A 22,303-nucleotide genomic window follows, 5' to 3' on the forward strand; every position below is an offset into this window, starting at 1 on the left:
CGAAGGTCAGAAGACGATCGGCACCGAGGCGTAGCCCTGTTGGAACGAACCCGGCAGGCGGACCACCTCGTCGGCGGGCACCTCGAACTCGGGGATACGGGCCAAGGTCTCTTCGATAATCACCCGACCCTCCAAACGGGCCAGATGGGCGCCGATGCAGTAGTGCAAACCATGGCCGAAGCCGAGTTGGCGAGTCGGGCGGCGGTGAAGGTCGAAGCTCTCAGAGTCGGTGCCGAACTCCCGCTCATCCCGGTTGGCCGACTGGTACAGCAAGAACACCCGGTCGCCAGGGGCCATCTCCTGGCCACCGATCTCGGTTGGCCGGCACACCGTTCGGCCCAAGTGCTGGATGGGAACTTCCAGACGCAGCATCTCTTCAAATGCGCCCCCGCTGAGTGATGGGTCTTGGGCCAGAGCGGACCGTTGGTCGTCGTCGGTGGCCAAGTGGATGAAACCGCCGCCCATCACCTTGGGGGTGGTCTCCACTCCACCGGTGAACAAGGTGGACAGTTGAATGGCCGCGTCCTGATTGTCGAAGGGGTGGCCAGCCACGTCCACCCCCAGCAGGGCTTCGATGTACTCGGGACAATCTCCAGCCCGCTGTTCGGCCACGAAGCCGCACAAGTATTCGTGGATCTTGGCCCGGGCCGCAGGAGCGCGGTCGTCGTAGCGCATGGTCTGATTGGCGTATTCCACCAGCTTCTCCCCATCGGCAAAGGGGAATCCCAGCACCAGCGAGGTCCCGGCCACCGACACCGGCGAGGCCAGCTCGGTGACAATGTCGAGCCGCCCCCGCTCCAACCCAGCTTCTACGCAATCAGCTGCCACCCGGCGCAGCTCGGCCTCCAGTTCGGCCACCGGCCGTTGGCGCAGTGGGGGATAGAGGATCTTGCGGATCTGAGTGTGGGCCGGCGGGTCCATCTGAGAGAAGCTGAGGAACGGCCCGGCTGGCAACGGACCCAGCTTGGTCGGGGCGGGTTGAAGCACCTGCTCACGAAGGAACACCGGCCCCTCGGCGATGGTGAAGGAGTCCCGGTCGCAGCTCACCTCCCACACTTCGGCGAAGCGGGGCAGCGCCCATCCGTGATACTGCTCCAGCCGATGCACCCCGCCCGCCGCCCGCAACTCCCGGTAGATGGGCAGCGGATCAGTGGCCACCTCTGAAGAGAACGGGTCGTAGTCGTTCATTGTGATAGAGACTGCCTTATGGGACTGAGTGACCGCACGCCGCCGACTGCTGAAGAGTACGCCGCCTATCGGGAGCGGTTCTGCAACTGGGGCCGGTGGGGGGACGACGACGAGTTGGGCACCCTCAACCACATCACTCCTGAGGCCCGCCGAGCAGCCGCTGAGCTGGTGCAAACCGGGGAGGCGGTGTCGATGAGCCGCCCCATCGACACCCACGCCGGGCCGGCCAACCCCTATCCGGCCCACCACTTCGTGGGCGCGGGGGACTCCGGGGCGATGGCCGACTACTTCGGCATGTTCATCCACGGCTTCGTGCAGACCCACATCGACGCCCTGTGCCACCTGCCGGTGGACGGCGGTGGCAAGTTCTGGAACGGCAAGGAGTTCGCCAAGCCCCCCATGCCCGCTGAGCACAGCGGCACCATCGACTTTTGGCGCGACGGCATCGTGACTCGGGGCGTGTTGTACGACGTCCCCCGGTTCCGGGGCACCGACTACGTGGCCCCCGGCGAGCCGGTCCACGGCTGGGAGCTGGCCGACGTGGCTGCGGCCCAGGGGATCGAACCCCGTCCCGGCGACGCTGTCTGCATCCGCAGCGGCATGGATGTGTATTTCGACAAGACCGGCACCTCTCAAGGGATGGGGTCCAACGCCGGGGTTCATGCCTCGGCCATCGAGTTCTTCTACGAGACGGAGGCCTCCTGTCTGACCTGGGACTTCCAAGACGCCCCTCAAGAAGACCAGGGCATCCCCAACCCGATGCCCATCCGCATCGCCCTGCACGTCCACCACATCCTGTTGCCCTACATGGGCATGCCCATCATCGACAACGCCGACTTCGAGGCCGTGGCCGCCCGCTGCGCCGATCTGGGCCGCTGGGAATTCCAGTACGTGTGCGCTCCGCTGGTGCTGCGCTACGGCACCGGCTCGCCGGTGAACCCCCTGGCAATTCTGTAAGCCAGCACAACGGCTCCGCTGAAACTAGCCAATTGCATGCGCTACGGCGCTGGTGGAGAGATATGGCCAATAAGTGGCCATATTCTGGCCACTTCTTTTCGAGCAGGGTAGGGTGGGCATATGGATCCAGTGCCCACCCGGCGTATTGCCGCTACCGAGTTCAAGAACCGGAGTCTGGGTTTGCTCAAAGAGGTCGCGGAGACCGGCGAGCCCCTGACGGTGACCAGCCACGGGCACCCCATCGTCCACATCACCCCTGCGAACGAGAAGCCGCTGGGAATCCTGGGGTGCGCCCCGGAATGGCGGGGGTTGATGGACGACCCCGAGTACTCCCCCTATAGCGAGGAGGAGTGGGCGCAGTTCGCCGCAGACCGGACGACGGCCGTTTAGCGCCGAGCCTGCCTGTGATCCTGCTCGACACCCATGTCCTGATCTGGGTGGCTTCTCGGAATACGGCAAAGCTCGACGCGGAGAGGCTGGAGGCGTTGGACGAGGCCATCAGGGAAGGCTCGGCGGCCGTGTCGTCGGTGACGTTCTGGGAACTGGAGCATGCCCGGCGGGACCCCGCCAATAGCGTGGCGTCCTCTTGGTCCACGCGAGAGGCGCGTCAGCGGTTGCTGGCGCGAGGCCTGATTGACGTGCCGCCTACTGCGGAGGTGTTCATCGCCTCGGTGGAACTGGGAGACACTGGTTTCCACGGCGATCCGATGGACCGCATCATCGCAGCCACCGCCATTGACCGCGGTTGGCCACTGGCCACATTCGACAGGCGCATCATCGCTTGGGCGAACCGAACAGAACGCTTGCGCCTGCACTCCTCATAAACCCCGACAAGCCCGTCCCCCGTCTACCGCCCCACCCTGGTGCTCCACCGGCGACGTCACCGCGGCCCTCGCCACCAACGCCAACGGCGTCGGAGAGTGGTCGGTCATCCGCCAAGGCACCCCCCAGAGCGAAAACCGACCTGGGGTGCTGGGAATTCCAATATGTTTGCGCCCCGCTGGTGCTACGCTACGGCACCGGTTCGCCGGTGAATCCGCTGGCAATCATGTAAAGCGGGATTGTCCTCAGGGGGTGTGGCCTTGGGGTGTATCTATCGGCATTCAATGACCTTGCAGCAATGGAGCGGCCAATGGGCGGGAAGGCTGAGCATGGCGACCGTGCTCAAGTAGTCATTGTCGGTGGCGGCATCGTCGGCTGTTCTATTGCGTACCACCTCGCCCGTCGGGGGGTGACCGACGTATTGCTCATCGAGCAGGGGCAGCTCACCAGCGGCACAACCTGGCACGCGGCGGGGTTGGTCAGCCAGCTCAAGTCGAACCACAGCCTCACCCGGCTGGCCACCTACTCGGCCCAGTTGTTTGAGGAGCTCGAAGCCGAAACCGGCCAGGCCACCGGCTACCGCGCGCCGGGGTCCATTTCGGTGGCGGCCGACAACGAGCGGTGGGAGGAGCTACTGCGGGGCATGTCGATGGCTCGCACAGTGGGGGTGGACATCCGCGAGATCGAGCTCGATGAAGCTCGTGAGATGTGTCCGCTGCTCAACATCGACGACCTGGTGGGCACGCTGTTCATCCCCCGAGACGGGATCACCTCCCCGGTGGACACCACCATGGCCTTGGCCAAAGGGGCCCGGGCCCGAGGGGCTCGCATCGTACAAGGCACCGCGGTGACCGGGGTGGTGGTGGAAGACGGCCGGGCAGTCGGAGTGGACACCGAGGCCGGCCGAGTAGAGGCCGAGACCGTGGTGCTGGCCGCCGGAATCTGGACCCGGCAACTCGCCGCCACCGCGGGGGTGAGCGTTCCGGTGCAGGCCTGCGAGCACTTCTACATCGTCACCGAGCCCATCGATGGAGTGCAGCCCAACATGCCCACGGTGCGCGACCCGTCCAACTACACCTACTTCAAAGAGGAGACCGGCAAGGTGATGGCTGGTTTCTTTGAGCCTCGGGGCAAAGTCTGGAATCTCGATGGCATCCCTCGAGACCTCCAGTTCAAGACCCTGCCGGAAGACTGGGATCATGTCGGGCCGATTTTCGAGCGGGCTATCCACCGCATGCCGGTGCTGGGGGAGGCGGGCTTGCAGCTGTTCTTCAACGGCCCTGAGGCGTTCACCCCCGACGGGGTGTACTACCTGGGGGAGTCGCCCGAGGTGGACCGCTGTTTTGTGGCTGCGGGGTTCAACTCGGTGGGCATCCAATCGGCGGGCGGGGTGGGCTGGGTGCTGGCCGACTGGATCGTCGACGACCACCCGCCCATGGACCTCTCGGTGGTGGACATCCGCCGCTCATTCGGGTTCCAGTGCGAACCTGCCTACCTCGACGCCCGCATCCCCGAAAGCCTGGGGCTGCTCTATGCCATGCACTGGCCGTTTCGCCAGTACGAGACCGCCCGAGACATCCGCCGCTCGCCGCTGCACGAGCGCATCGACGCCGCCGGGGCGGTGTTCGGCGAGGTCGGCGGGTGGGAGCGGCCCAACTGGTACGCCGCCCCCGGTCAAGAACGCGAATACCGCTATAGCTGGGGTCCGCAGAACTGGTTCGAGGCCAGCGGGGACGAGTGCGCAGCGGTTCGCAACGCGGTGGGCCTGTTCGACCAGACCTCGTTCGCCAAATTCACCGTGGAGGGCCCCGATTCCATGGCCCTGCTCAACTGGGTGTGCGCCAACGAGGTGGACGTTCCGGTGGGTCGGGCGGTGTACACCCAGTGGCTCAACGACTGCGGCGGCATCGAGGCCGACCTCACCGTGACCCGCCGGGGCGAGAACTCCTATTGGGTGGTCACCTCGGCGGCTACCGCCACCCGCGACTGGGCCTGGCTGCGGCGGGCTGCTCGGGGCCGAGACGTGGTGATCGAAGACGTCACCGACCACTACGGGGTGCTCGGCGTCATGGGGCCAAATTCCCGGGCCGTGCTCAGCCAGCTCTGCGACGCCGATCTCGGCAACGACGGCTTCCCGTTCGGCACGGCCCAGGATCTCTGCATCGCCGGGGCGGAGACGTTGGCGCTGCGCATGACCTATGTGGGCGAGCTGGGCTGGGAGCTCTACGTGCCCAACGAACAGGCCGTGGCCCTGCACGACGCGGTGGTAGAAGCGGGATCGTCCTTGGGATTGCGCCATGCCGGCTACCACGCCATGAACACGCTGCGCATGGAGGCGGCCTACTGCCACTGGGGCCACGACATCACCGACGAGGACACTCCCCTGGAGGCAGGACTGGGATTCGCGGTGGCCTGGGACAAGGTCGGCGGGTTCCGAGGCCGGGACGCGCTGGCCGCCCAGCGGGAGGGGCCCCGCACCAAGCGCCTCATCAAGCTCCGGCTGGAAGACCCCGACTGGCTGCTGTACCACGATGAGCCCATCTACCGCGACGGCCAGATGGTGGGCCGCACCAGCAGCGGCATGTGGAGCTACACCGAGAAGCGGGCGCTGGCCCTGGGCTACGTGGAATGCGCCGACGGCGTCACCAAAGACTGGGTGGAATCTGGGCGCTTCGAGATCGAGGTGGCCGGAACGCCCATCGCCGCCACCGGCTCTATTCGTTCGTTCTACGATCCCCGCAAAGAGCGGGTTCGGCTCTGATTGACAAGGAGCGGCCTACGGTGCGCGACGAAACCCAGGTTGTGATTATCGGCGGCGGCGCCATGGGCGCGGGCCTCTTCTACCACTTGGCCCACGAGGGCTGGACGGACATCGTGATGGTGGAGAAGGGGGAGCTGTCATCGGGCTCCACTTGGCATGCCGCCGGACTCATTCCCCATTTCATCGGCAGCCTGAACATGGCCAAATGCCATGCGGTGGCCCCCGACCTCTACGCCAAGATCGAAGAGGAGACCGGGCTGGCCAGCGGCTGGCACGGCACCGGCGCCATCCGCCTGGCGCTCGACCGCCATCAGGTGGACTGGTTCCGCTACGTCAGCGGGGTGCTCGATCTGGTCGGGATCGAGAACCACCTGATCGAGCCCTCCGAGATTCTCGACCACTGGCCGTTCATGGACGTGTCCGACGTGCTGATGGGCTGCTGGACGCCCAACGACGGCTGGACCGACCCGTCCAGCGTCACTGCGGCCATGGTCAAGGGCGCCCGCCAGTTGGGCGGGGAGCTTTACCGCCACACGCTGGTCACCGCCATGAACCAGCTTCCCGACCACCGCTGGGAAGTGGTCTGCGACGTCAAGGGCGAGACCCACCGCATCATTGCCGAGCACGTGGTGAACGCGGCTGGGTGCTACGCCCCCCAGCTCGGTGCCATGGTGGGCCTCGACGTGCCCATTGTGTCGGTGATCCACCAGTACCTCATCACCGAGCCGATGGCGGAGATGAAGGAGCTGGGCGATTTCGACCCGCCGGTGATCCGCGATCCCCGAGCCTCGGCCTACTACCGGCGGGAGATCGACTCGCTGCTGGTGGGTCCCTACGAGAGGGAAAACGCCCAGACCTACGGGTTGGAGGGGATCGACTGGGACAAGCACTTCTATCTGACCCCGCCGGACCTCGACCAACTCATGCCCTGGCTGATCGAGGCCGGCAAGCGGATTCCCGCCTTCGCCGACACCGGGATCAAGACGGTGGTCAGCGGGCCGATCACCCACACCCCCGACTCCGGCTACCTCATGGGCCCGGCGCCCGGCCTGCGCAACTACTGGCTGTGCGCGGGGGCGTCCATCGGCATCACCCAGGGGCCGGGGGCGGGCAAGTACCTGGCGCAGTGGATGGTGCACGGCCAGACCGAGATCAACGTGGCGGAGATGGACCCGAGGCGGTTCGGCGACCACTGCGGGCCGACCGGGCGCTACGCCATCGAGAAGGCCATCGACGAGTTCCACGAGATGTACGCCACCCGCCTCCCTGGCGAGCAGCGCTTCGCCGGCCGGCCCCAGAAGACCGACCCCATCTACGGCCGGCTCGACGCCCGGCAGGCCCAGTGGATGGAGATCTTCGGCTGGGAGCGCCCGCAATACTTCGGCGAGCCTGAGGCCCACACCTTCCGGCACTCTAACGCCTTCGACATCGTGGGCGCCGAGTGCCGGGCCACCCGGGAGCGGGCCGGCATCGCCGACCTCACCGCCTTCTCGAAGTTCGAGGTGACCGGGGCCGACGCCGGGGCGCTGCTCGACCGCCTCACCGCCAACCGGATGCCGGCCAAAGACGGGGGGATGCGGCTCACCCACTTTCTGACCGAGTTGGGCGGCATCGAGACCGAGATGACCATCACCCGGCTGGCCCCCGACCGGTTCTACCTGAACTCGGCCGTCGTCGGGCAATTCCACGACCGCGACTGGCTTACCCACCATGTGCAACCCGGCGAGGACGTGACCGTCACTGACAGAACTGACGACATGGGCATCCTGGCCGTGTCCGGCCCGCTGTCTCGCCAGATCCTGGCCTTGCTCACCGACGCCGAGTTGGAGGCCCCGGGGTTCCGCTGGCTCACCGGTCAAGAAATCGAAGTAGCCGGGGTTCGGTGTCTGGCCCTGCGGGTGTCGTATGTGGGCGAGCTGGGCTGGGAGCTGCACCACTCTCAAGAGCACACCGCCGAGCTGTACGACGCCCTGGTGGAGGCGGGCGAGCCATTGGGCATGGTCCACTACGGCGCCTACGCCATGAACACCATGCGGATCGAGAAGGCCTACAAGGCGATGGGATTCGAGCTGACCACCGAGATCACCCCGGTAGAGGCCGACTTGGGCCGGTTCGTGGACTGGTCGGGCGAATTCCAGGGCAAGAAGGCCTCCGAGGAGCGGCTGGCCATGGGCGACGACATCGAGATGATCCTCGTCTACTGCGAGGTGGACACCACCGACAACGACTGCCGGGGCAACGAGCCGGTGTACGACGGCGACGAGCTCATCGGGCTGACCACATCGGGCACCTGGGGCCACACCGTGGGGCGCGGCCTGGCCTTCGCCTACGTGAAACCCCAGTACAGAGCATCAGGTACTCGCTTCGAGGTGCAACTCATGAGCGACCGCCGTCCGGCGATGGTGTTGGACGGCCCGGCCTACGACCCCGACAACGAGAAACCGAGGGCTTGATATGGCGCGACGAGCAGGAGGCAGGGCGGCCCGGGTGGCCATGCGGGAGGCGCCGCCCGAAGCCGATGCCCGGGCAGTGTGGCCGGGGATGGCCGGCGGGGCCTACAAGCCCCTGTCCGAAGGCCAGTGCGACGATGTGTTCGAGGCGGCCCTCGGTTTGTTGGCCGACCTGGGCATGGGCCAGGCCACCCCGGAGATCATTGAGGCGGTTACCGCCAACGGGGGCCGGATGGACGACCACGATCGCCTGCGGTTCCCGCCCGACCTCGTCAAGCGGATAGTTGACGGGGCGTGCAAGGAGTTCACCCTGTACGGCTTCGACCCCGACCGAGGAGTGGAGATCGGCGGCAACCGGGTTCATTTCTGCACCAGCGGGGCCGCGGTGATGATGCTCGACCACGACACCAAGCGCTTCCGTCACAGCACGCTGGCCGATCTCTACGACGTGGCCCGGATCGTCGACACCCTCGACAACATCCACGTGTTCGTGCGGACGCTGGTGGCCCGCGACATGGAGACCTCCCGGGAGTTGGACATCAACACCGCCTACGCCATCCTGGCCGGCACCACCAAGCCCCTGGGCACGGCCATGTTCCAACCCGACCACGTTCATGAGTGCATTGACCTGTTCGACATGGCGCTGGGTGCTGAGGGGGAGTTCGCCCGGCGGCCCTTCAGCATCGGCAACAACACCTTCGTGGTGCCGCCCCTGCGCTTTGCCGAAGACTCGGCCCTGTGCCTGATGGAACAGGCCCGACGGGGCATGCCGATCAACCTGCTTTCGGCGGGGCAGGCCGGGGCCACCTCGCCGGCCGCGCTGGCCGGATCGCTGGTCCAAGCCCTCGCCGAATGCCTGGCCGGGTTGACCGCAGTGAACCTGGTGGTGCCCGGCCATCCCTGTGTGATGGGCATGTGGCCGTTCGTGTCCGATCTGCGCACCGGGGCGATGAGCGGGGGCAGCGGCGAGGAGGCGATCATCAACGCGGCGGGCGCCCAAGTGGTGAACTACCTCGGTTTGCCGTCGGGGGTGGCCGCGGGCATGGCCGACTCCAAGCTGCCCGACAACCAGGCCGGTGCCGAGAAGGCCAACGCCATCACCCTGGCCGCCAACGCCGGGGCCAACATGATCAACGAGTCGGCCGGGATGCTGGCCAGCATCATGGCCTGCTCGCTGGAGGCGCTGGTGATCGACAACGACATGCTGGGGTCCATCAACCGCACGGTACGGGGCATCGAGATCACCCCCGAGACCCTGTCCACCCAGGTAATTGCCGATGTAGTACACGGCGAGGGCCACTTCCTCGGCCACTCCCAAACCCTCTCGCTCATGCAGACCGAGTACGTGTACCCCCAAATCGGCGACCGCCTCAGCCCCGACGACTGGGTTGACGCTGGCGCCCGGCTCATGGACGACGTGGCCCACGACTACGTCACCGAAGTGCTCAACCGCCCCAAACCCGACCACATCACCCCCGAAGCTGACGCTCTAATCCGAGAAACCTTCCCCATCCACCTCGCCCCCATCCGCTGACGAAGCGCGCTGTCGGGCGAGGCTGCTCTAGTCTCGGAACATGGCCTGGGATTTTTCTACTGATCCGGAGTTTCAAGACCACCTCGAGTGGCTCACGGAGCTCATGCACACCGAGATCGAGCCGCTGGACCACTACTTCCGGGGGCGGTCGCCGTTCGACAAGTCTGATGAGGAGGTGCAGACACATCTGCGCCGCATCCAGCAGAAGGTCAAGGACCGGGGGCTGTGGGCCTGCCACCTCAAGCCGGAGATGGGGGGCATGGGGTTCGGTCAGGTGCAATTGGCGCTGATGAACGAGATCTTGGGCCGCTCCACGTTCGGCCCCTCGGCCTTCGGCAGTCAGGCCCCCGACTCCGGCAACGCCGAGATCTTGGCTCACTACGCCAACGACGAGCAGAAGGAGAAGTACCTCAAGCCGCTGCTGGCCGGGGAGATCTCCACCTGCTACTCCATGACCGAGCCCCAGGGCGGGTCCGATCCCAACCACTTCACCTGCACCGCCCACCGCGACGGCGACGAGTGGGTGATCAACGGCGAGAAGTGGTTCGCCTCCAACTACCCGCGGGCCGAGTTCTTAATCGTCATGCTCATCACCAACCCCGACGTTTCGGTGTATCGAGGCTCTTCCATGATGCTGGTGCCCCACGATGCCCCCGGCTTGGAGCTGGTCCGCAACGTGGGGGTGGGCGGAGAGCGCCGGGGCCACGGCGGCCACAGCTACCTGCGGTTCAACGAGTGCCGCGTCCCGATCGAGAATCTCATGGGCGAGGAGGGGGCCGGGTTCAAGATCGCCCAGACCCGACTGGGCGGGGGCCGAGTACACCACGCCATGCGCTCGGTGGGCACGGCCAAAAAGGCCTTCGACATGATGTGCGAGCGGGCCCTCAGCCGGGAGACCAAGGGCTCGCTGTTGGCCGAGAAGCAGGCGGTGCAGCACATGATCGCCGACTCGTGGGTCCAGATCGAGCAGTTCCGCTTGCAGGTGCTGCACGCCGCCTGGCAGATCGACCAGTCGGACACCTCCAAGGCCCGGCTCTACATCGCCGGGGTGAAGGTGGCCACCCCCCGGGTGCTGATGGACGTGGTGTTCCGCTCCATGCAGATCCACGGCTCGCTGGGCATGTCCAACGAGACGCCGCTGGCCAACATGTGGATGATGGCCCCCACCTTCGGGGTGGCCGACGGCCCCACCGAGGTCCACAAGGACACCATCGCCAAGCAGGTGCTCAAGGACTATCGCCCCTCCGAGGGCCTGTTCCCCACCGAGCACCTACCGGCCAAGATCGAATGGGCACAACAAGTGATGGCCGAGCGCATCGAAGAGGAGTTGCTGAACGCCTGAGCCCAGGCTGTTCAGGCCGGCTTAGCGGGAGAGCAGGTCGGCTACTCGCCAGGAGTTGGCCATGATGGACAGTACGGGGTTGACGCCGCCGTTGGTGACGTGGAGGGAGGAGTCGGCCACGTAGGTCCGCTCGCAGCCCCACACTTTGCCGCTGGGGTCGACGGCCCCGCCCGCGGGAGTGTCCGACATGCGGGCTGTGCCGGCTTGGTGCTGGCCGCCGGACAGGATTTGGAATCCCATGGAGCCGCCGGTCACATCGCGGGCCCCGGTGGCAGTGATCCACTCTTTGGCCCGGTCTCCCAAGAACTCCGCGGTGCGCAGGTCCTCCTCATGTTGCACGCCAAAGAAGCGGGCTACGGGCAGGCCCCACCGGTCCCGGACTTCAGCCGACAAGTCCAGCCCGGCTGAGCGGGTGGGGATTTCCTGGATCGGGCCCATGATCATGATGGTGCGGCGGTAGGTGTCTCGGAGGGCCTGACGGGCCGAGGCGCCCGTCGGCCGCCCATACTCGTCGACTTCGCCAGCGGCCTCGGCCGCTTGCTGGTGCTCGGGTCGGAACCACGAGCCCATCACCCAGTGCTGCGCCGGCGACACGGCGTACTCATCAGCGATCATGCCGCCGCCGATGATCCCGTCGTTTTGGTGGCAGTGCTCCCGGGTGGCCATGGCCAGACCAGGGCCGACGCCGTCGCTAAGCGGCTCGTCGGTGTCAACGTGGCCATGGGCCAACACGTAGGTATGGCCCTGGAGGCACCGGCCCACCCAGTCGTTGCCCAGCCCGCTCAGCATCAGCAACCGGGCGGTCTCCACCGCACCGGCGGCCAACACGATCCGGTCGGCCCGCACCGTGCGCTGGCCTTGCTCAGAGCGCAGCTCCACCTCGCCTCGGCCATCGTCGATCCGGGCCGCCAGGGTGTCGCTCAGGATGTGGGCACCAGCCGCGGTGGCTCGGGGGAGCAGGGTGTTATGGACGCCGTTCTTGGCGTCCACCGGGCAGGGATGGCCGACACACTGGCTGCAACCCGCGCACGCGGGCCTCCCTCCGTAGGGCCGAGAGTTGACCAGCAGGGGAACGGGCGCAGTGGCCCAGCCCAGGCGAGCTGCGGCCTCGCCCAGCATCTCGCCCCCTCGGTCGGGCGGGAACGGGGGAAGCGGGTAGCCGCGGGACCGGGGACCGTCGCCAACATGGCCGGGCGCTCCGGCGACGCCCACCTCCCATTCCACTAGGTCGTAGTAGGGCTCGAGATCGTCGTAGGTGATCGGCCAGTCGGCCAAGGCCGACCCCTCGGGGACGCCGTATTCGCTGGCCATGCGGAACGTCTCCGGCGCGAATCGCCACCCTTGGCAGCCATACAGCCGGGGCCCGCCGCCCAGCACAACGGCGTTGTTGTGGTAGCGGAAATCATGGGGCTCAAGGGCCTGCTCGCCATCCCAATCCTTGACGGCTCGGGGATTTCCGACCGGCGTTACGCCCTCGCCGAACCCGAAGACTGCGGTGCGATGGTTGCGCACCGGGTCCCAGCCGATTTCTGTGGACTTGAGGGGGCGCCCTCGCTCCACCACCAGCACCGAGCACCCGGCCTCAGCCAGCACATGGGCAGCCACGCCGCCACCGGCCCCGCTGCCAATCACCACTGCGTCGTAGCGATCCTGCACCTCGTCCCAGCCGATCACCGGCGGCACGGTGTCGACCAAATCGGGTTCGCCGAGGGGGAACCGCTGGTAGCCCAACTCTTCCCAGCACCCGGATTCGGGATCGGTCAGCCAGCGCAGCGTTTCTTGGTCCATCCGATCAGCCTTCGCTCACGGTGAGGCGGCAGGCAGCGGGGTCGAGGCCGTCGGCGGTGAAGGTGAGGTTGATGGTGCCTGGGCCGGTTGGCCGGATCACGGCGAGGGCTTGGCCGTCGTAGGTCGTGCAGATGTTCGATCCAAAGGGCTCGGTGGACTGGTGATCGGCGCTGGCGAAGCCCTGGACCACTCCGGGGCCCTCCACAGTCACTGCTATCGGCCGATTCGCCACCGGGTTCATGATTCCGTCGGCATCAGTCAGGCGAACGGAGACGTAGGCCAAGTCGGCGTCGCCCGCGGTGATCTCGGGCCGGTCGGCCTCAACCGCAAGGTGCAGCGGACCGGAGGCGGTTCGCAGCGCAGTTCGGGCCGCTTCTTCACCGTTGCTGTAAGCGATGGCCACGAGTTCGCCCGGCTCGTAGGCGACCGCGAACTTGGTGTGGAATTCGTCGGTGGGCTGGCGGCCGAGAGACTTGCCGTTGAGCACCAACTCCACCTCGTCGTCGGCCGAGTACACCTCGACGTCCACCGTGGTTCCCTCGTATCCGTCCCACGACCAGCTGTCGACGGTGTCGCTCCACGACCACGGGCCGGAGTAGGCGACCTGCTTGTGGGCGTTCTCCGGCCGTTGCACCGCGATGAAGGGCTCTCGGCGAAGACCGAAGACGATCTCCCGGTAGTAGGAGGCCGGACGCCGGACCCCGGTGGTGTGGATGTCGCCGGTGTGGGCGACGAGCCAGGGAAATGGTGCGACCACGCCGGGAACTCCTCGGTCCACCGGATCTTCGTCGTCGTAGCCGACTCGGCCGATGCCTACTTCGCCCAGATAGTCCCAGCCGGTCCAGGTGAAGTCCCCGATCAGATGGGGATGGGCGCATATGACCGGCCAGTCTCGGCCCAGGTCGGTCACATTGGTCTCCGAGCCGACGATCACCCGATTGGGGTACAGCTCGTGATCGAGGAGATAGCGGTTGGAGACGTAGTTGTAGCCCACAACATCTAGCGAGGCCGACACCTCCTCGATGCCCTCGGCGATGATCGGATCCCGCATGACCTGGTCCTTCACCATGGCCCACATGGCCATCTGGGTGTTCACCCCTTGCGATTCGGCCTCTTCGGTGGGTGACGGCTCGACCTCTTCGGTTGAATCCGGTGATTCCACAAACCCGAGGATCTCGGGGATCTTGGCAATCAGGCCTCGGATGGCCAGCATCGGCTGCACCCCGGTGGTGACGTAGCGGTGGGGGTCGAGCGAGCGGACGTGCTCGGCGATGTCGCGTGCTCGGGCGGCCCCGAGCGGCGAGCCGACCTCGGGGATCTCGTTGCCGGTGGAGTAGAGCACCACGCTGGGATGGTTGCGGTCCTTGCGCACCAGGGTGGCGACGTCGCTTCGCCATCGCTCCTCAAACCGCAGGGCGAAGTCGTGATTGACTTTGTTCTCGGTCCACATGTCCCACGTCTCGTCCATCACGATCACACCGAGGCGGTCGCAGGCGTCGAGCATGGCCCGGCTCATCGGGTTGTGGGCGCTGCGCAGGGCGTTGAACCCGGCGGCTTTCAGCAGCTCTACTCGGCGTTCCTCAGCCCGGCTGATGGTGGCGGCGCCGATGGGACCGTTGTCATGGTGGACGCAGGCGCCCCGCAGCTTCACCGTCTCGCCATTGATCCGCAGGCCGTGGGCGGGGTCGAGCTGAAGCGACCGAATGCCGAAGGCGGTGACATCGCGGTCCAGCTCGGCAGATCCATCGTCGGTCTCAGCCAGGGTGGTGGTGCAGGAGTAGAGGTCGGGTTGGTCGGTGCTCCACCGGGCCGGGTTGGACACCGCCAGCCGCTGGCGGGCGATCACCGTGGTGTGGGGACGCAAGGTCACCGGGATGTCTCCCCGGGCCACCGTTTCGCCAGCCGCGTCGCGTACTTCGCAGGCCATTCGCACCGTCATCGTGTGGGCGGTGTCGTTTTGCACCTCGGCGGCCACCTCCACCACCGCGCCTTGGTCGTCGATCTCCGGGGTGGTGATCCATACGCCGTCGATGGCCAGGTGTACCGGGTTCTGCACCCAAAGGTGCACGGGCCGGTAGATGCCCGCCCCGGAATACCACCGGGAATCCTCGCCGGCCCGGCAATCCACTTTGATGGTGTTCTCCTCGCCGTAGCGCAAGAACGGGTTGAGGTCGACGATGAACTCGGCGTAGCCATTGGGCTCGGAGGCCGCGAAGTCGTCGTTCACATAGACCATGGCGTCGCGGTACACGCCCTCGAACTGAAGGGCGACCCGGCGATCGCGCCACTCGGCCGGGGCTTCAAACCGCCTGGAGTACTCCCACACCCCGCCGGGGAAATAGGCGATGTCGTGGGAAGCGGAGGGATCGCGCTGGGTGCCGATCATCGCGTCGTGAGGCAGCGTCACCGGCTCGGGCGCGCTCTTTGCGCCCGTCAGCTCCGAGAACGGGTTCTGTTTGGGTCGCACTGCCCAGCCCGCGTTGAACGACGATCTCATCGGTACCTCCAGTCGGCACAGAGTAGGGGAAGGCCCCTCCAAAGAGCGTGCCCGCCGCTGGCAGAAGTAGCGTCCGGCCATGACCATTCGATGGGGAATCGCCGGGCCAGGAGGCATCGCCGTTGGGTTTGCCAACGGGCTCCAGTTGCTGGACGACGCCGAGATCTACGCCATTGGCTCGCGCTCGGTCGACCGGGCCAGGGACTTCGCCGCCAAATATGAGGCCCCAGCGGCCTACGGCAGCTACGAGGATCTGGCTGCCGACCCAGACGTGGACGCCGTGTATGTGGCCACACCCCAGTCTCGTCATGAGCAGGACACGCTCATGTTCTTGGAGGCCGGCAAGCCCGTGCTGTGCGAAAAGCCGTTCGCCCTCAACCAGGCCCAGAGCCAACGGATGATTGATGCCGCCCGAGAGCGGGGCCTGCTCTTGGTGGAGGCCATGTGGAGCCGGTTCCTCCCTGCCTATCGGGTGTTGGTCGATCTGCTGGGTGAGCAGGCCATCGGCCAGCCCCAACTAGTCGAGGCCGACTTCGGGTTCCACCAGCCGTTCGACCCCGACCACCGGCTCTACGACCCCGAGCGAGGCGGCGGGGGGATTCTCGATCTGGGGGTGTATCCCGTGCAGTTCGCTTCGCTGGTGCTGGGCACCCCCACCACCGTGGCGGCCCAAGGCCGAATCGGCGAGACCGGGGTGGATGAACAGGTGGCCGCTGTACTCGGCCACGCCGGCGGCGAGCTCGCAGTGGTGAAGGCGGCCATCGCCACTAACCTGGGCTGCACCGCTCGCATCGCCGGAACTGAGGGCACAATTGAGATCCCCGCGTTCATGCACTGCCCCGGATCGCTCACGGTCGTGCGGGGGTTTGAGCGAGAGGAAATCGACGGCTCGTGGGAGGGGGACGGCCTCCGCTTCCAGGTGGAGGAGTTCCACCGCTGCTTGGCCGCCGGTGAGCTGGAGAGCCCGGTGATCTCCCACGCCGAGACACTGTCGATCATGGGCACCCTCGACCAGATCCGCGACCAGATCGGTATGCGGTTCCCGGGGGAGTGAAGTGCGAAGCGTCTGTTTGGCGCCTACTTGATAGCGATCGGATTGAGGGGTGATCCGACCGCGCCGGGGATATTGAGCGGCGGGGCAACCAGCATGAATTCATAGCGGCCGTCGGCGGCGCAGTCGGCGGCCAGCTCGTCCAGCACCCAGAACTCGCCCAGGGGGAGCCCCCGATCCACCAGCGCCCCGCAGTGGACGGGATGTTTGCGGTCCTCGGGGTCTTCGGGCACCAGCACCTCCACGCCAATGGTGTCGGCCGCCACCGCGGAGATGTCGTTGCGGTCACACCAGTTGAGGGCATCCACTCCGAAACCCGGAGACCCGTTGAAATACTCCATCTGCTGCTCGGGGGTAAACGCCGGATCCCACAACGCGAGGTGTCCGGTGCGGATCAAAGCGATGTCCCCGGCTTCAACTGAGCTTTCCTGGCGTTCGACACAGCGATCCAGCATGGCCGAGTCGATGACCGTAACCGGGGCCAGCGGGTCGCAGCCCTCAGAGCGAGGCAAGTCCAACAGCACCGCTCGGCCCACAAAGCTCTCCCGGTGGTTCTCGATACCCAGCACCGATGCGCCCCCGAAAGCGGTGACATTGCCGGCCCAATAACCGTTGTACATCGTGTCCCGGTAGATCACATGGCCGAAGCCGTCCCACTGGGTTGAGCCCTGGAGGGGCATCTGGAACATGTCGTCGTTCCACTGGAAGTCGGGATCGGCGGCGCTATACGGGGAGCCCACCACCTGGTCGGACCCGGCCATCATGAACCAGTGCAGCGGGGCCGGCCGGGTATGGAACCGGGGGCCGCTGGCGTCGATAGGAAGGGCCAGCGAGAACACCTTGCCCGACTGGATCAGCGAGGCGGCCCGAACTCGCTGCTCGGGGCCGATCAGATTCTGGGTGCCGATCTGGTCGTCGTCGCCCCAGCGTCCCCAGTTGTTGGGCCCTTCGGGCTCATAGCCGCCGACCACCTTGCCGTTGTCGTCCACGGAGTAGTCGGGCGCCGACCAGCTCGTGGCGTATCGGGCGTAGTCTTCTCGACCCATGGGTCCTCCTAGAGCTGGATGAGACGGGGCACGGTCCCATGAATCAACAGATCGCGGCCGATCTCGGTTGAGAGGTACCTGGCGGAGTCGAACAGCGCATCGAGCACCAGCATCCGCTTGAGCCACAGGTGGAACCGGTGCTCGGCGGTGAAGCCGATCCCGCCCAGCACCTGCTGGGCGTGGGCCGCCGTGGTGAGGGCGGCCTGGCCAGCCAGCGCCTTGGCCAGCGCGGCCAGCATCGGGTCGGGGTCGCGCAGGCACGCTTCGGCCACCGATGCCGCCCCCTCGATCAGCACCAGCGAATCGGCCAGCTTGTGACGGATGGCCTGGAACGACGCCACCGGGCGGCCGAACTGCTCCCGGTCTAGGGCGTGCTGGCGCGCCTCGGCCAGCATCCTTCGGGCCCCCGCAATGAGCTGGTGGGCCAAGGCCATCCGGGCGGTGGCCATTGCCGCGTCCCAATTGCCATTGTTCTCTATCGGTGTCATCAACTCGGTCCGGATTCGGGTCGACAGATGGCGATAGGCGTGGGCGGGGTCGACTCCTGTCGCCTCCCAATTTCGAAGGAAGCCAGCCTCGAACGCTCCCAGCACTGGGCCGGAGCCGTCATCCAAGGCCACAACCACTGCGGCTGCCTGGTTGATCCGCGACGACACCAGACCATTGACAACAAAAGGGTCTTCCTGGAGGAGGATCTTGGGATCGTCTGGATGCGGGTCCGCCGGGTTGTTGTGGAGGGTGGCGGGAAACAACATGCAGATTTCAGGGGTTATGGGAAGGCCGAGGGCATGTGCCACCACGTCGTCGAGCAGGGTGGCAGCCGAGCCGGTGGTGCCGAGAGCAGTGAACGCCATCGCCGCCGCCGGGCCGGGAGCCGCGTCCAACAGGTCGGCCCAGCCCAAGTCGTGGAGCGCCCGGTCGGCCTCGCCTGGACCGGGCGCGTCGGCCATAACGGCTTCGAAACTGGCAGAGAGCAGCGCTAGGTCGTCGGCGTTGATGGACTCGCTCATGACTCCGGCCCCAGATCAAGCAATCGTCGGGCGACGATGTTGCGCTGAATCTCGGCGGTGCCCCCGTAGATGGAGGCCGCCTTGGAGTACAGGTAGTCGGTGCGCCACATTTCCGCATCGCGACCCTCGTCGAACTCGATGACACCGGGCAGCAGGTCGCGGGCTGTCTCAAACAGCTTCTGCTCAGCCGATGTGATGAGGATCTTGTCGATCGACGTCTCCACGCCGAGCTGCTGTCCCTCAGCAAGCCGATATTGGGTATCGCGGGATCGGCTGCGGAAGGCAAGGATCGACAGGAGTACCTGGCCAACCGCCTGGGCTGAGGAGTCACTGAAATCGCCCGCATCCGCCACCTGGGCGACCAGGTCGGAGAAGCGCCGGTGCAATAGGGCGCCCCGGTGCCAGAACGTGGTGGACCGCTCGTAGGGAAGGATGTCCATGGCCACCTGCCAGCCACCGTCTTCCTCTCCGAGTAGCCGGTCTTCGGGGACGAACACGTCGTCGTAGTGGACCTCGGCGAAGTCGAGGCGACCGTGCATGGTCTCGATCGGGCTGTAGGTGATGCCCGGTGAGTCCACATCCACCAGCAGGGCGGTAATGCCCCGGTGGGCGCTGTCCGGCTCGCCGGTGCGGGTGAGCAGCACGCAGCGCTGGGAGTATTGAATGAAGCTGGTCCAAACCTTCTGGCCGCTGACCACCCAGCCGCCGTCGGTCTTGACCGCCCGGCACGACAGCGAAGCCAAGTCGCTGCCCGCGTCGGGCTCGGAGAATCCCTGGCACCACATCTCGTCGCCCCGCAAAAACGGCGGCACAAGACGGGCGGACAATTCCGGTGGGGCCAAGTCGATCACGGTGGGGGCCAGCACTTCGATCATCGTCCAGGCGTTGGGATCGGCAAGCCCTCGGAAGTTGATCTCTTCGCCCACGATGGCCCGCAGCAGCGGCGAGCCGCCGAGCCCACCCACCGACTCCGGCCATCCATAACGGCCAAACCCGGCATCGAACAGGGCCCGCTTCACTTTGGAGTAGTGCGCCATCTGCTCGTCCATCGAGGCGATGCCCGCATATGGCGGGGTGAGCTCGCCAGCGTTGGCGTCGAGCCACACCCCCAAATCGCGGCGGAAGGTCTCAGGATCCATCACAGTGTGGATTACAGACTGTCGTAGTCCACGACGGAGTCACAGTCGGGGACCGACTGGCAAGTAAGGATGAATCCCTCCTCCACCTCGTCGGGCTCCAACGCCTCGTTGGCCCGCATGGTGACGCTGCCCTCTTGGAGAAAGGCCATGCAGGTGGCGCAGTTCCCCGCCTCACAGGAAAACGGCGGGTTGAGCCCGGCTCGCCGGGCCGATTCGAGCACCGTGTCGCCCTCGACGTAGTCCATCGTGCGGCGCTGGCCTCTGAAGATGATCGTCAAGCTGATTGGGCTGCTCACTGGAAGGGAAAAGGCAGGTGCTTCAGCTTTGCTGCTGGGCGAGTTGGCGGGCGAGGGCGTAGACGCCCTGGTCGTAGGAGAACTCAACCATGTTCCCGTCGGGGTCGGTGAGCATGCAGATGTAGCCGATGGGGGGCGGCATGTCGGTGGGGGGCATGGCCAGACATCCTTCGGCGCTGCCCCTGGCTGCGGTTTCCTCCACCGCCTCTCGGCTGGTCAGCTCGATGCCCAGATGGGCGAAGGGGGCCAGCTTGGCCATGGGCGAGTCCTTGAACGGATCGGTCTCGGGGAAGAACTGGGCCAGCACCAGGATGAACGGCGAGTCGGCGGAATCGCCGTGGCCCAACCAGGCCCCGTAGCCCATGTGGTCTTCTCGCCGGTCGAGCAGCCGCATCGGGGTGTGGGTGGTGTACCAGTCGATGGTGGCGTCCATGTCGGCCACCCGCAGGGCGATGTGGGTCCAGCGGGGGCCCGGGGGGTGGACGTCGTAGACGGGGTCGTGATCGGCCACGGCAGCCTTACTCGTCGGTCCAGCCGTCGGGGATCTGGGGGTCGTCGCCGCCCTTGGTCCACAGGATGAGCGTGTTGCCCCACGGGTCTTTGAATGCGGCGTTGAACCCGTTGAACTCGGCCCAGTAGTGGTCGCGCCACAGCTCGGTGGCCCCTCGGGCTGTGGCCCGGCCCATGATGGCGTCGGAGGAGTCGTCGTCGCTCACCAGGATCCAGATCCGCACGGTGCGCCCGTCTTCGGACAGGCCCCGGGGCTCCACGCCGGCGGGGTCGGGGTGGGGACGGGCGTTGGCCGCGTTGTGGATCCCCATGTGCAGGTTGCCGATTTCGCTCTGGGAGCCGTCGTCGAGTTGGAAGTTCTGGCCGGGGACGATGCGGTGGAACACGCCGGCGGGGCGGGGCTCCACCTCCCAGCCGAATACCTCGTGGTAGAAGACGGCTGACGCCTCGGGATCATCGGAGGGGAAGTCAACGAAGATGAGAGTGTTTGGGTAGGTCATCGCTTCTATTTCTAGTTGATGTTGTTGGCTATCGCATGGGCCAGCGGGAACGGGGGTGGATGCCGGAGCGCTCAATGAGAGACTGTGCGGCCTGGCGGGCCTCGGAGCGCAGCGAATCGGCGTCCACTGTGGTGCAGCGGCCGTCGGCAATCACGAGTTGGCCGGCGACGAAGACGTCGGTGACCGAGCGGCCTCCGCCCGCCCACACCAGCTGCAGGATCGGGTCGGGACTGGGCGGCTGCCATTGGATGCCGGATCGGTCGATCACCACGATGTCGGCGGCTTTGCCCGCTTCCAGAGAGCCGATTTGGTCGGCCATACCTACCGCCTCGGCGCCCGCGATGGTCAGCAACTCGAAGGCGTGATGGGCGCCAAACTCGGTGGGGTTGGCGGCGGTGTCTTTGGCCAAACCGGCGAACAGAGCGGCGGCCCGCAGCCCGTCGATGGCATCGCTAGCGTTCTCGGTATCACAACCCAGCGCCAATCGCCCGCCCTGCCGCCACAACTCCAGGTGGGCGAAGCGCTCGGTGAGCCCCTGGCCGAGGCGCAGGTAGGCCCACGGGCAGGAGGCCACTGCGGTACCGGTGCGTACCAGGGTTTCCACTTCGGCGTCGTCGACGTGTACGGCGTGGCCCACCAGCACATTGGGGCCGAGCACCCCCAAACGGTCGAGGTGTAACAGCGGGCGCATCCCGGTGCGCTCCAAATAGCTGGCTGAGTCGTCGGGGGTGGGGGAGATGTGGAAGCTCAGCCGCCGCCCGGAGGAGCGGGCCAGATCGGCGGCCGCCACCACCAGGCCGTCGGACATCAAGTCGTGGCCCACCAGCGTGACCGACGCCTCCACCAGGCCGCCGGGGGGATATCGCTCGATGAGATCCCGCTGGGCGTCGATCACCTCGTTTACCGGACCTGACTGGGGCAGGCCGTCGGCGTCCGACCCCCAGCGGGCGACGGCGCCCCGTACGCCCACTGCGTCCATGGCCTGGGCCACCCGGTCGGGGTGGGCCACCGTGCCGGCGTCGATGGTGGTGGTGATCCCGTTGGCCGCGGCCTCCACCAAACCCAGGGTGGCGGATAGCTCATCATCGTCGCCGGTGACGTGCTCGTGGACGGGCACGATCCACTCGAAGATGGCCGCGCCGGGGGGCAGGTCGTCGGGGATGGCCGAGGCCACCAGCCGGTCGGCGGTCAGATGCTGATGGGCATTGACGAATCCGGGTACCACCAGTGAATCAGCGGAGCCCCGTTCAGGAGCATCCGGGTACCGCGCCCTGATGGTGTCAGCCTTGCCCACCGCGGCGATCTTGCCGTCGGCCACCGCCACCGCGCCGCCCGAGATGATGGCGCGCTCGGCGTCCATGGTCACGATGTCGCCGGTGATCACCCAGTCGGCTGTTGACACGTCAGTTGAC

At 66.6% G+C, this 22,303-nt stretch carries 18 protein-coding genes; 8 read left to right on the forward strand and 10 right to left on the reverse strand.

Going from position 1 to position 22,303, the window contains the following annotated elements:
• Positions 1 to 6: 6 nt before the first annotated feature.
• Entirely contained in the window at positions 7 to 1,188 is a 1,182-nt protein-coding gene (locus ACOGI7_RS01470) for a cytochrome P450 (protein WP_419850161.1), read from the reverse strand.
• Between the two features lie 18 nt (positions 1,189 to 1,206).
• Between ACOGI7_RS01470 and ACOGI7_RS01475 the strand changes: the two genes are divergently transcribed.
• From ACOGI7_RS01475 to ACOGI7_RS01505, 7 genes are all read left to right on the forward strand, one after another.
• Positions 1,207 to 2,145, forward strand: a complete 939-nt coding sequence (locus ACOGI7_RS01475) for a cyclase family protein (protein ID WP_419850162.1) — start codon at positions 1,207 to 1,209, stop codon at positions 2,143 to 2,145.
• Positions 2,146 to 2,265: 120 nt separating this feature from the next.
• A complete protein-coding gene (locus tag ACOGI7_RS01480) occupies positions 2,266 to 2,535 on the forward strand; it encodes a type II toxin-antitoxin system Phd/YefM family antitoxin (protein WP_419845569.1) in 270 nt (89 codons plus the stop codon).
• Positions 2,536 to 2,549: 14 nt separating this feature from the next.
• Positions 2,550 to 2,969 carry a type II toxin-antitoxin system VapC family toxin gene (locus ACOGI7_RS01485; RefSeq protein ID WP_419850163.1) on the forward strand — a complete coding sequence of 140 codons (420 nt, stop codon included), beginning with the start codon at positions 2,550 to 2,552 and terminating at the stop codon, positions 2,967 to 2,969.
• 308 nt (positions 2,970 to 3,277) lie between these two features.
• The gene (locus ACOGI7_RS01490; protein ID WP_419850164.1) at positions 3,278 to 5,728 is read left to right on the forward strand and encodes a GcvT family protein; all 2,451 of its coding nucleotides are present in this window, start codon (positions 3,278 to 3,280) and stop codon (positions 5,726 to 5,728) included.
• 20 nt (positions 5,729 to 5,748) lie between these two features.
• Positions 5,749 to 8,181: an FAD-dependent oxidoreductase gene (locus tag ACOGI7_RS01495; RefSeq protein ID WP_419850165.1), complete on the forward strand. Its 2,433-nt coding sequence runs from the start codon at positions 5,749 to 5,751 to the stop codon at positions 8,179 to 8,181.
• Between the two features lies 1 nt (position 8,182).
• Complete coding sequence (locus ACOGI7_RS01500; RefSeq protein ID WP_419850166.1) at positions 8,183 to 9,712, forward strand: trimethylamine methyltransferase family protein; 1,530 nt, start codon at positions 8,183 to 8,185, stop codon at positions 9,710 to 9,712.
• Positions 9,713 to 9,752: 40 nt separating this feature from the next.
• Positions 9,753 to 11,054 carry an acyl-CoA dehydrogenase family protein gene (locus tag ACOGI7_RS01505; RefSeq protein ID WP_419850167.1) on the forward strand — a complete coding sequence of 434 codons (1,302 nt, stop codon included), beginning with the start codon at positions 9,753 to 9,755 and terminating at the stop codon, positions 11,052 to 11,054.
• A 21-nt stretch (positions 11,055 to 11,075) separates the two neighbouring features.
• On the opposite strand, the gene ACOGI7_RS01510 is transcribed toward ACOGI7_RS01505, so the two are convergent.
• Both ACOGI7_RS01510 and ACOGI7_RS01515 read right to left on the reverse strand, forming a co-directional pair.
• The gene (locus tag ACOGI7_RS01510; protein WP_419850168.1) at positions 11,076 to 12,842 is read right to left on the reverse strand and encodes a GMC oxidoreductase; all 1,767 of its coding nucleotides are present in this window, start codon (positions 12,840 to 12,842) and stop codon (positions 11,076 to 11,078) included.
• 4 nt (positions 12,843 to 12,846) lie between these two features.
• A complete protein-coding gene (locus ACOGI7_RS01515) occupies positions 12,847 to 15,339 on the reverse strand; it encodes a glycoside hydrolase family 2 TIM barrel-domain containing protein (protein WP_419850169.1) in 2,493 nt (830 codons plus the stop codon).
• Between the two features lie 79 nt (positions 15,340 to 15,418).
• On the opposite strand from ACOGI7_RS01515, the gene ACOGI7_RS01520 reads away from it, so the two are divergent.
• Positions 15,419 to 16,393 (forward strand): Gfo/Idh/MocA family protein, encoded by a 975-nt coding sequence (locus ACOGI7_RS01520; RefSeq protein WP_419850170.1) that lies wholly within the window; start codon positions 15,419 to 15,421, stop codon positions 16,391 to 16,393.
• A 23-nt stretch (positions 16,394 to 16,416) separates the two neighbouring features.
• Here ACOGI7_RS01520 and ACOGI7_RS01525 read toward each other — a convergent pair whose 3' ends face one another.
• Genes ACOGI7_RS01525 through ACOGI7_RS01555 form a run of 7 tightly spaced genes read right to left on the reverse strand, consistent with a single transcriptional unit; the run spans position 16,417 to position 22,293 of the window.
• A complete protein-coding gene (locus ACOGI7_RS01525; protein ID WP_419850171.1) occupies positions 16,417 to 17,436 on the reverse strand; it encodes a cyclase family protein in 1,020 nt (339 codons plus the stop codon).
• Positions 17,437 to 17,444: 8 nt separating this feature from the next.
• Positions 17,445 to 18,446: an acyl-CoA dehydrogenase family protein gene (locus tag ACOGI7_RS01530; protein WP_419850172.1), complete on the reverse strand. Its 1,002-nt coding sequence runs from the start codon at positions 18,444 to 18,446 to the stop codon at positions 17,445 to 17,447.
• On the reverse strand, positions 18,443 to 19,585 hold the full coding sequence (locus tag ACOGI7_RS01535; RefSeq protein WP_419850173.1) for an acyl-CoA dehydrogenase family protein: 1,143 nt from the start codon (positions 19,583 to 19,585) through the stop codon (positions 18,443 to 18,445). Before ACOGI7_RS01535 ends, ACOGI7_RS01530 begins: the two co-directional genes overlap by 4 nt.
• A gap of 11 nt (positions 19,586 to 19,596) precedes the next feature.
• A complete protein-coding gene (locus tag ACOGI7_RS01540; RefSeq protein WP_419851439.1) occupies positions 19,597 to 19,869 on the reverse strand; it encodes a 2Fe-2S iron-sulfur cluster-binding protein in 273 nt (90 codons plus the stop codon).
• Between the two features lie 34 nt (positions 19,870 to 19,903).
• Positions 19,904 to 20,392: a VOC family protein gene (locus ACOGI7_RS01545; RefSeq protein WP_419850174.1), complete on the reverse strand. Its 489-nt coding sequence runs from the start codon at positions 20,390 to 20,392 to the stop codon at positions 19,904 to 19,906.
• A 7-nt stretch (positions 20,393 to 20,399) separates the two neighbouring features.
• Positions 20,400 to 20,891, reverse strand: coding sequence for a VOC family protein (locus ACOGI7_RS01550; RefSeq protein ID WP_419850175.1), 492 nt, complete (start codon positions 20,889 to 20,891; stop codon positions 20,400 to 20,402).
• Positions 20,892 to 20,919: 28 nt separating this feature from the next.
• Positions 20,920 to 22,293 (reverse strand): amidohydrolase family protein, encoded by a 1,374-nt coding sequence (locus ACOGI7_RS01555; protein ID WP_419850176.1) that lies wholly within the window; start codon positions 22,291 to 22,293, stop codon positions 20,920 to 20,922.
• Between the last annotated feature and the right edge of the window lie 10 nt (positions 22,294 to 22,303).

Origin of the sequence: Candidatus Poriferisocius sp., from assembly GCF_965204145.1 — a bacterium.
In the GTDB taxonomy this organism is placed as follows: domain Bacteria; phylum Actinomycetota; class Acidimicrobiia; order Acidimicrobiales; family Bin134; genus Poriferisocius.

What these genes read in the sequence shown, in the direction of transcription:
- ACOGI7_RS01490 (WP_419850164.1), top strand. Translation starts at nt 3,278, where the DNA reads ATGGGCGGGAAGGCTGAGCATGGCGACCGTGCTCAAGTAGTCATTGTC.
- ACOGI7_RS01475 (WP_419850162.1), top strand. Translation starts at nt 1,207, where the DNA reads ATGGGACTGAGTGACCGCACGCCGCCGACTGCTGAAGAGTACGCCGCC.
- ACOGI7_RS01520 (WP_419850170.1), top strand. Translation starts at nt 15,419, where the DNA reads ATGACCATTCGATGGGGAATCGCCGGGCCAGGAGGCATCGCCGTTGGG.
- ACOGI7_RS01515 (WP_419850169.1), bottom strand. Translation starts at nt 15,339, where the DNA reads ATGAGATCGTCGTTCAACGCGGGCTGGGCAGTGCGACCCAAACAGAAC.
- ACOGI7_RS01550 (WP_419850175.1), bottom strand. Translation starts at nt 20,891, where the DNA reads ATGACCTACCCAAACACTCTCATCTTCGTTGACTTCCCCTCCGATGAT.
- ACOGI7_RS01500 (WP_419850166.1), top strand. Translation starts at nt 8,183, where the DNA reads ATGGCGCGACGAGCAGGAGGCAGGGCGGCCCGGGTGGCCATGCGGGAG.
- ACOGI7_RS01525 (WP_419850171.1), bottom strand. Translation starts at nt 17,436, where the DNA reads ATGGGTCGAGAAGACTACGCCCGATACGCCACGAGCTGGTCGGCGCCC.
- ACOGI7_RS01530 (WP_419850172.1), bottom strand. Translation starts at nt 18,446, where the DNA reads ATGAGCGAGTCCATCAACGCCGACGACCTAGCGCTGCTCTCTGCCAGT.
- ACOGI7_RS01510 (WP_419850168.1), bottom strand. Translation starts at nt 12,842, where the DNA reads ATGGACCAAGAAACGCTGCGCTGGCTGACCGATCCCGAATCCGGGTGC.
- ACOGI7_RS01535 (WP_419850173.1), bottom strand. Translation starts at nt 19,585, where the DNA reads ATGGATCCTGAGACCTTCCGCCGCGATTTGGGGGTGTGGCTCGACGCC.
- ACOGI7_RS01505 (WP_419850167.1), top strand. Translation starts at nt 9,753, where the DNA reads ATGGCCTGGGATTTTTCTACTGATCCGGAGTTTCAAGACCACCTCGAG.
- ACOGI7_RS01480 (WP_419845569.1), top strand. Translation starts at nt 2,266, where the DNA reads ATGGATCCAGTGCCCACCCGGCGTATTGCCGCTACCGAGTTCAAGAAC.
- ACOGI7_RS01470 (WP_419850161.1), bottom strand. Translation starts at nt 1,188, where the DNA reads ATGAACGACTACGACCCGTTCTCTTCAGAGGTGGCCACTGATCCGCTG.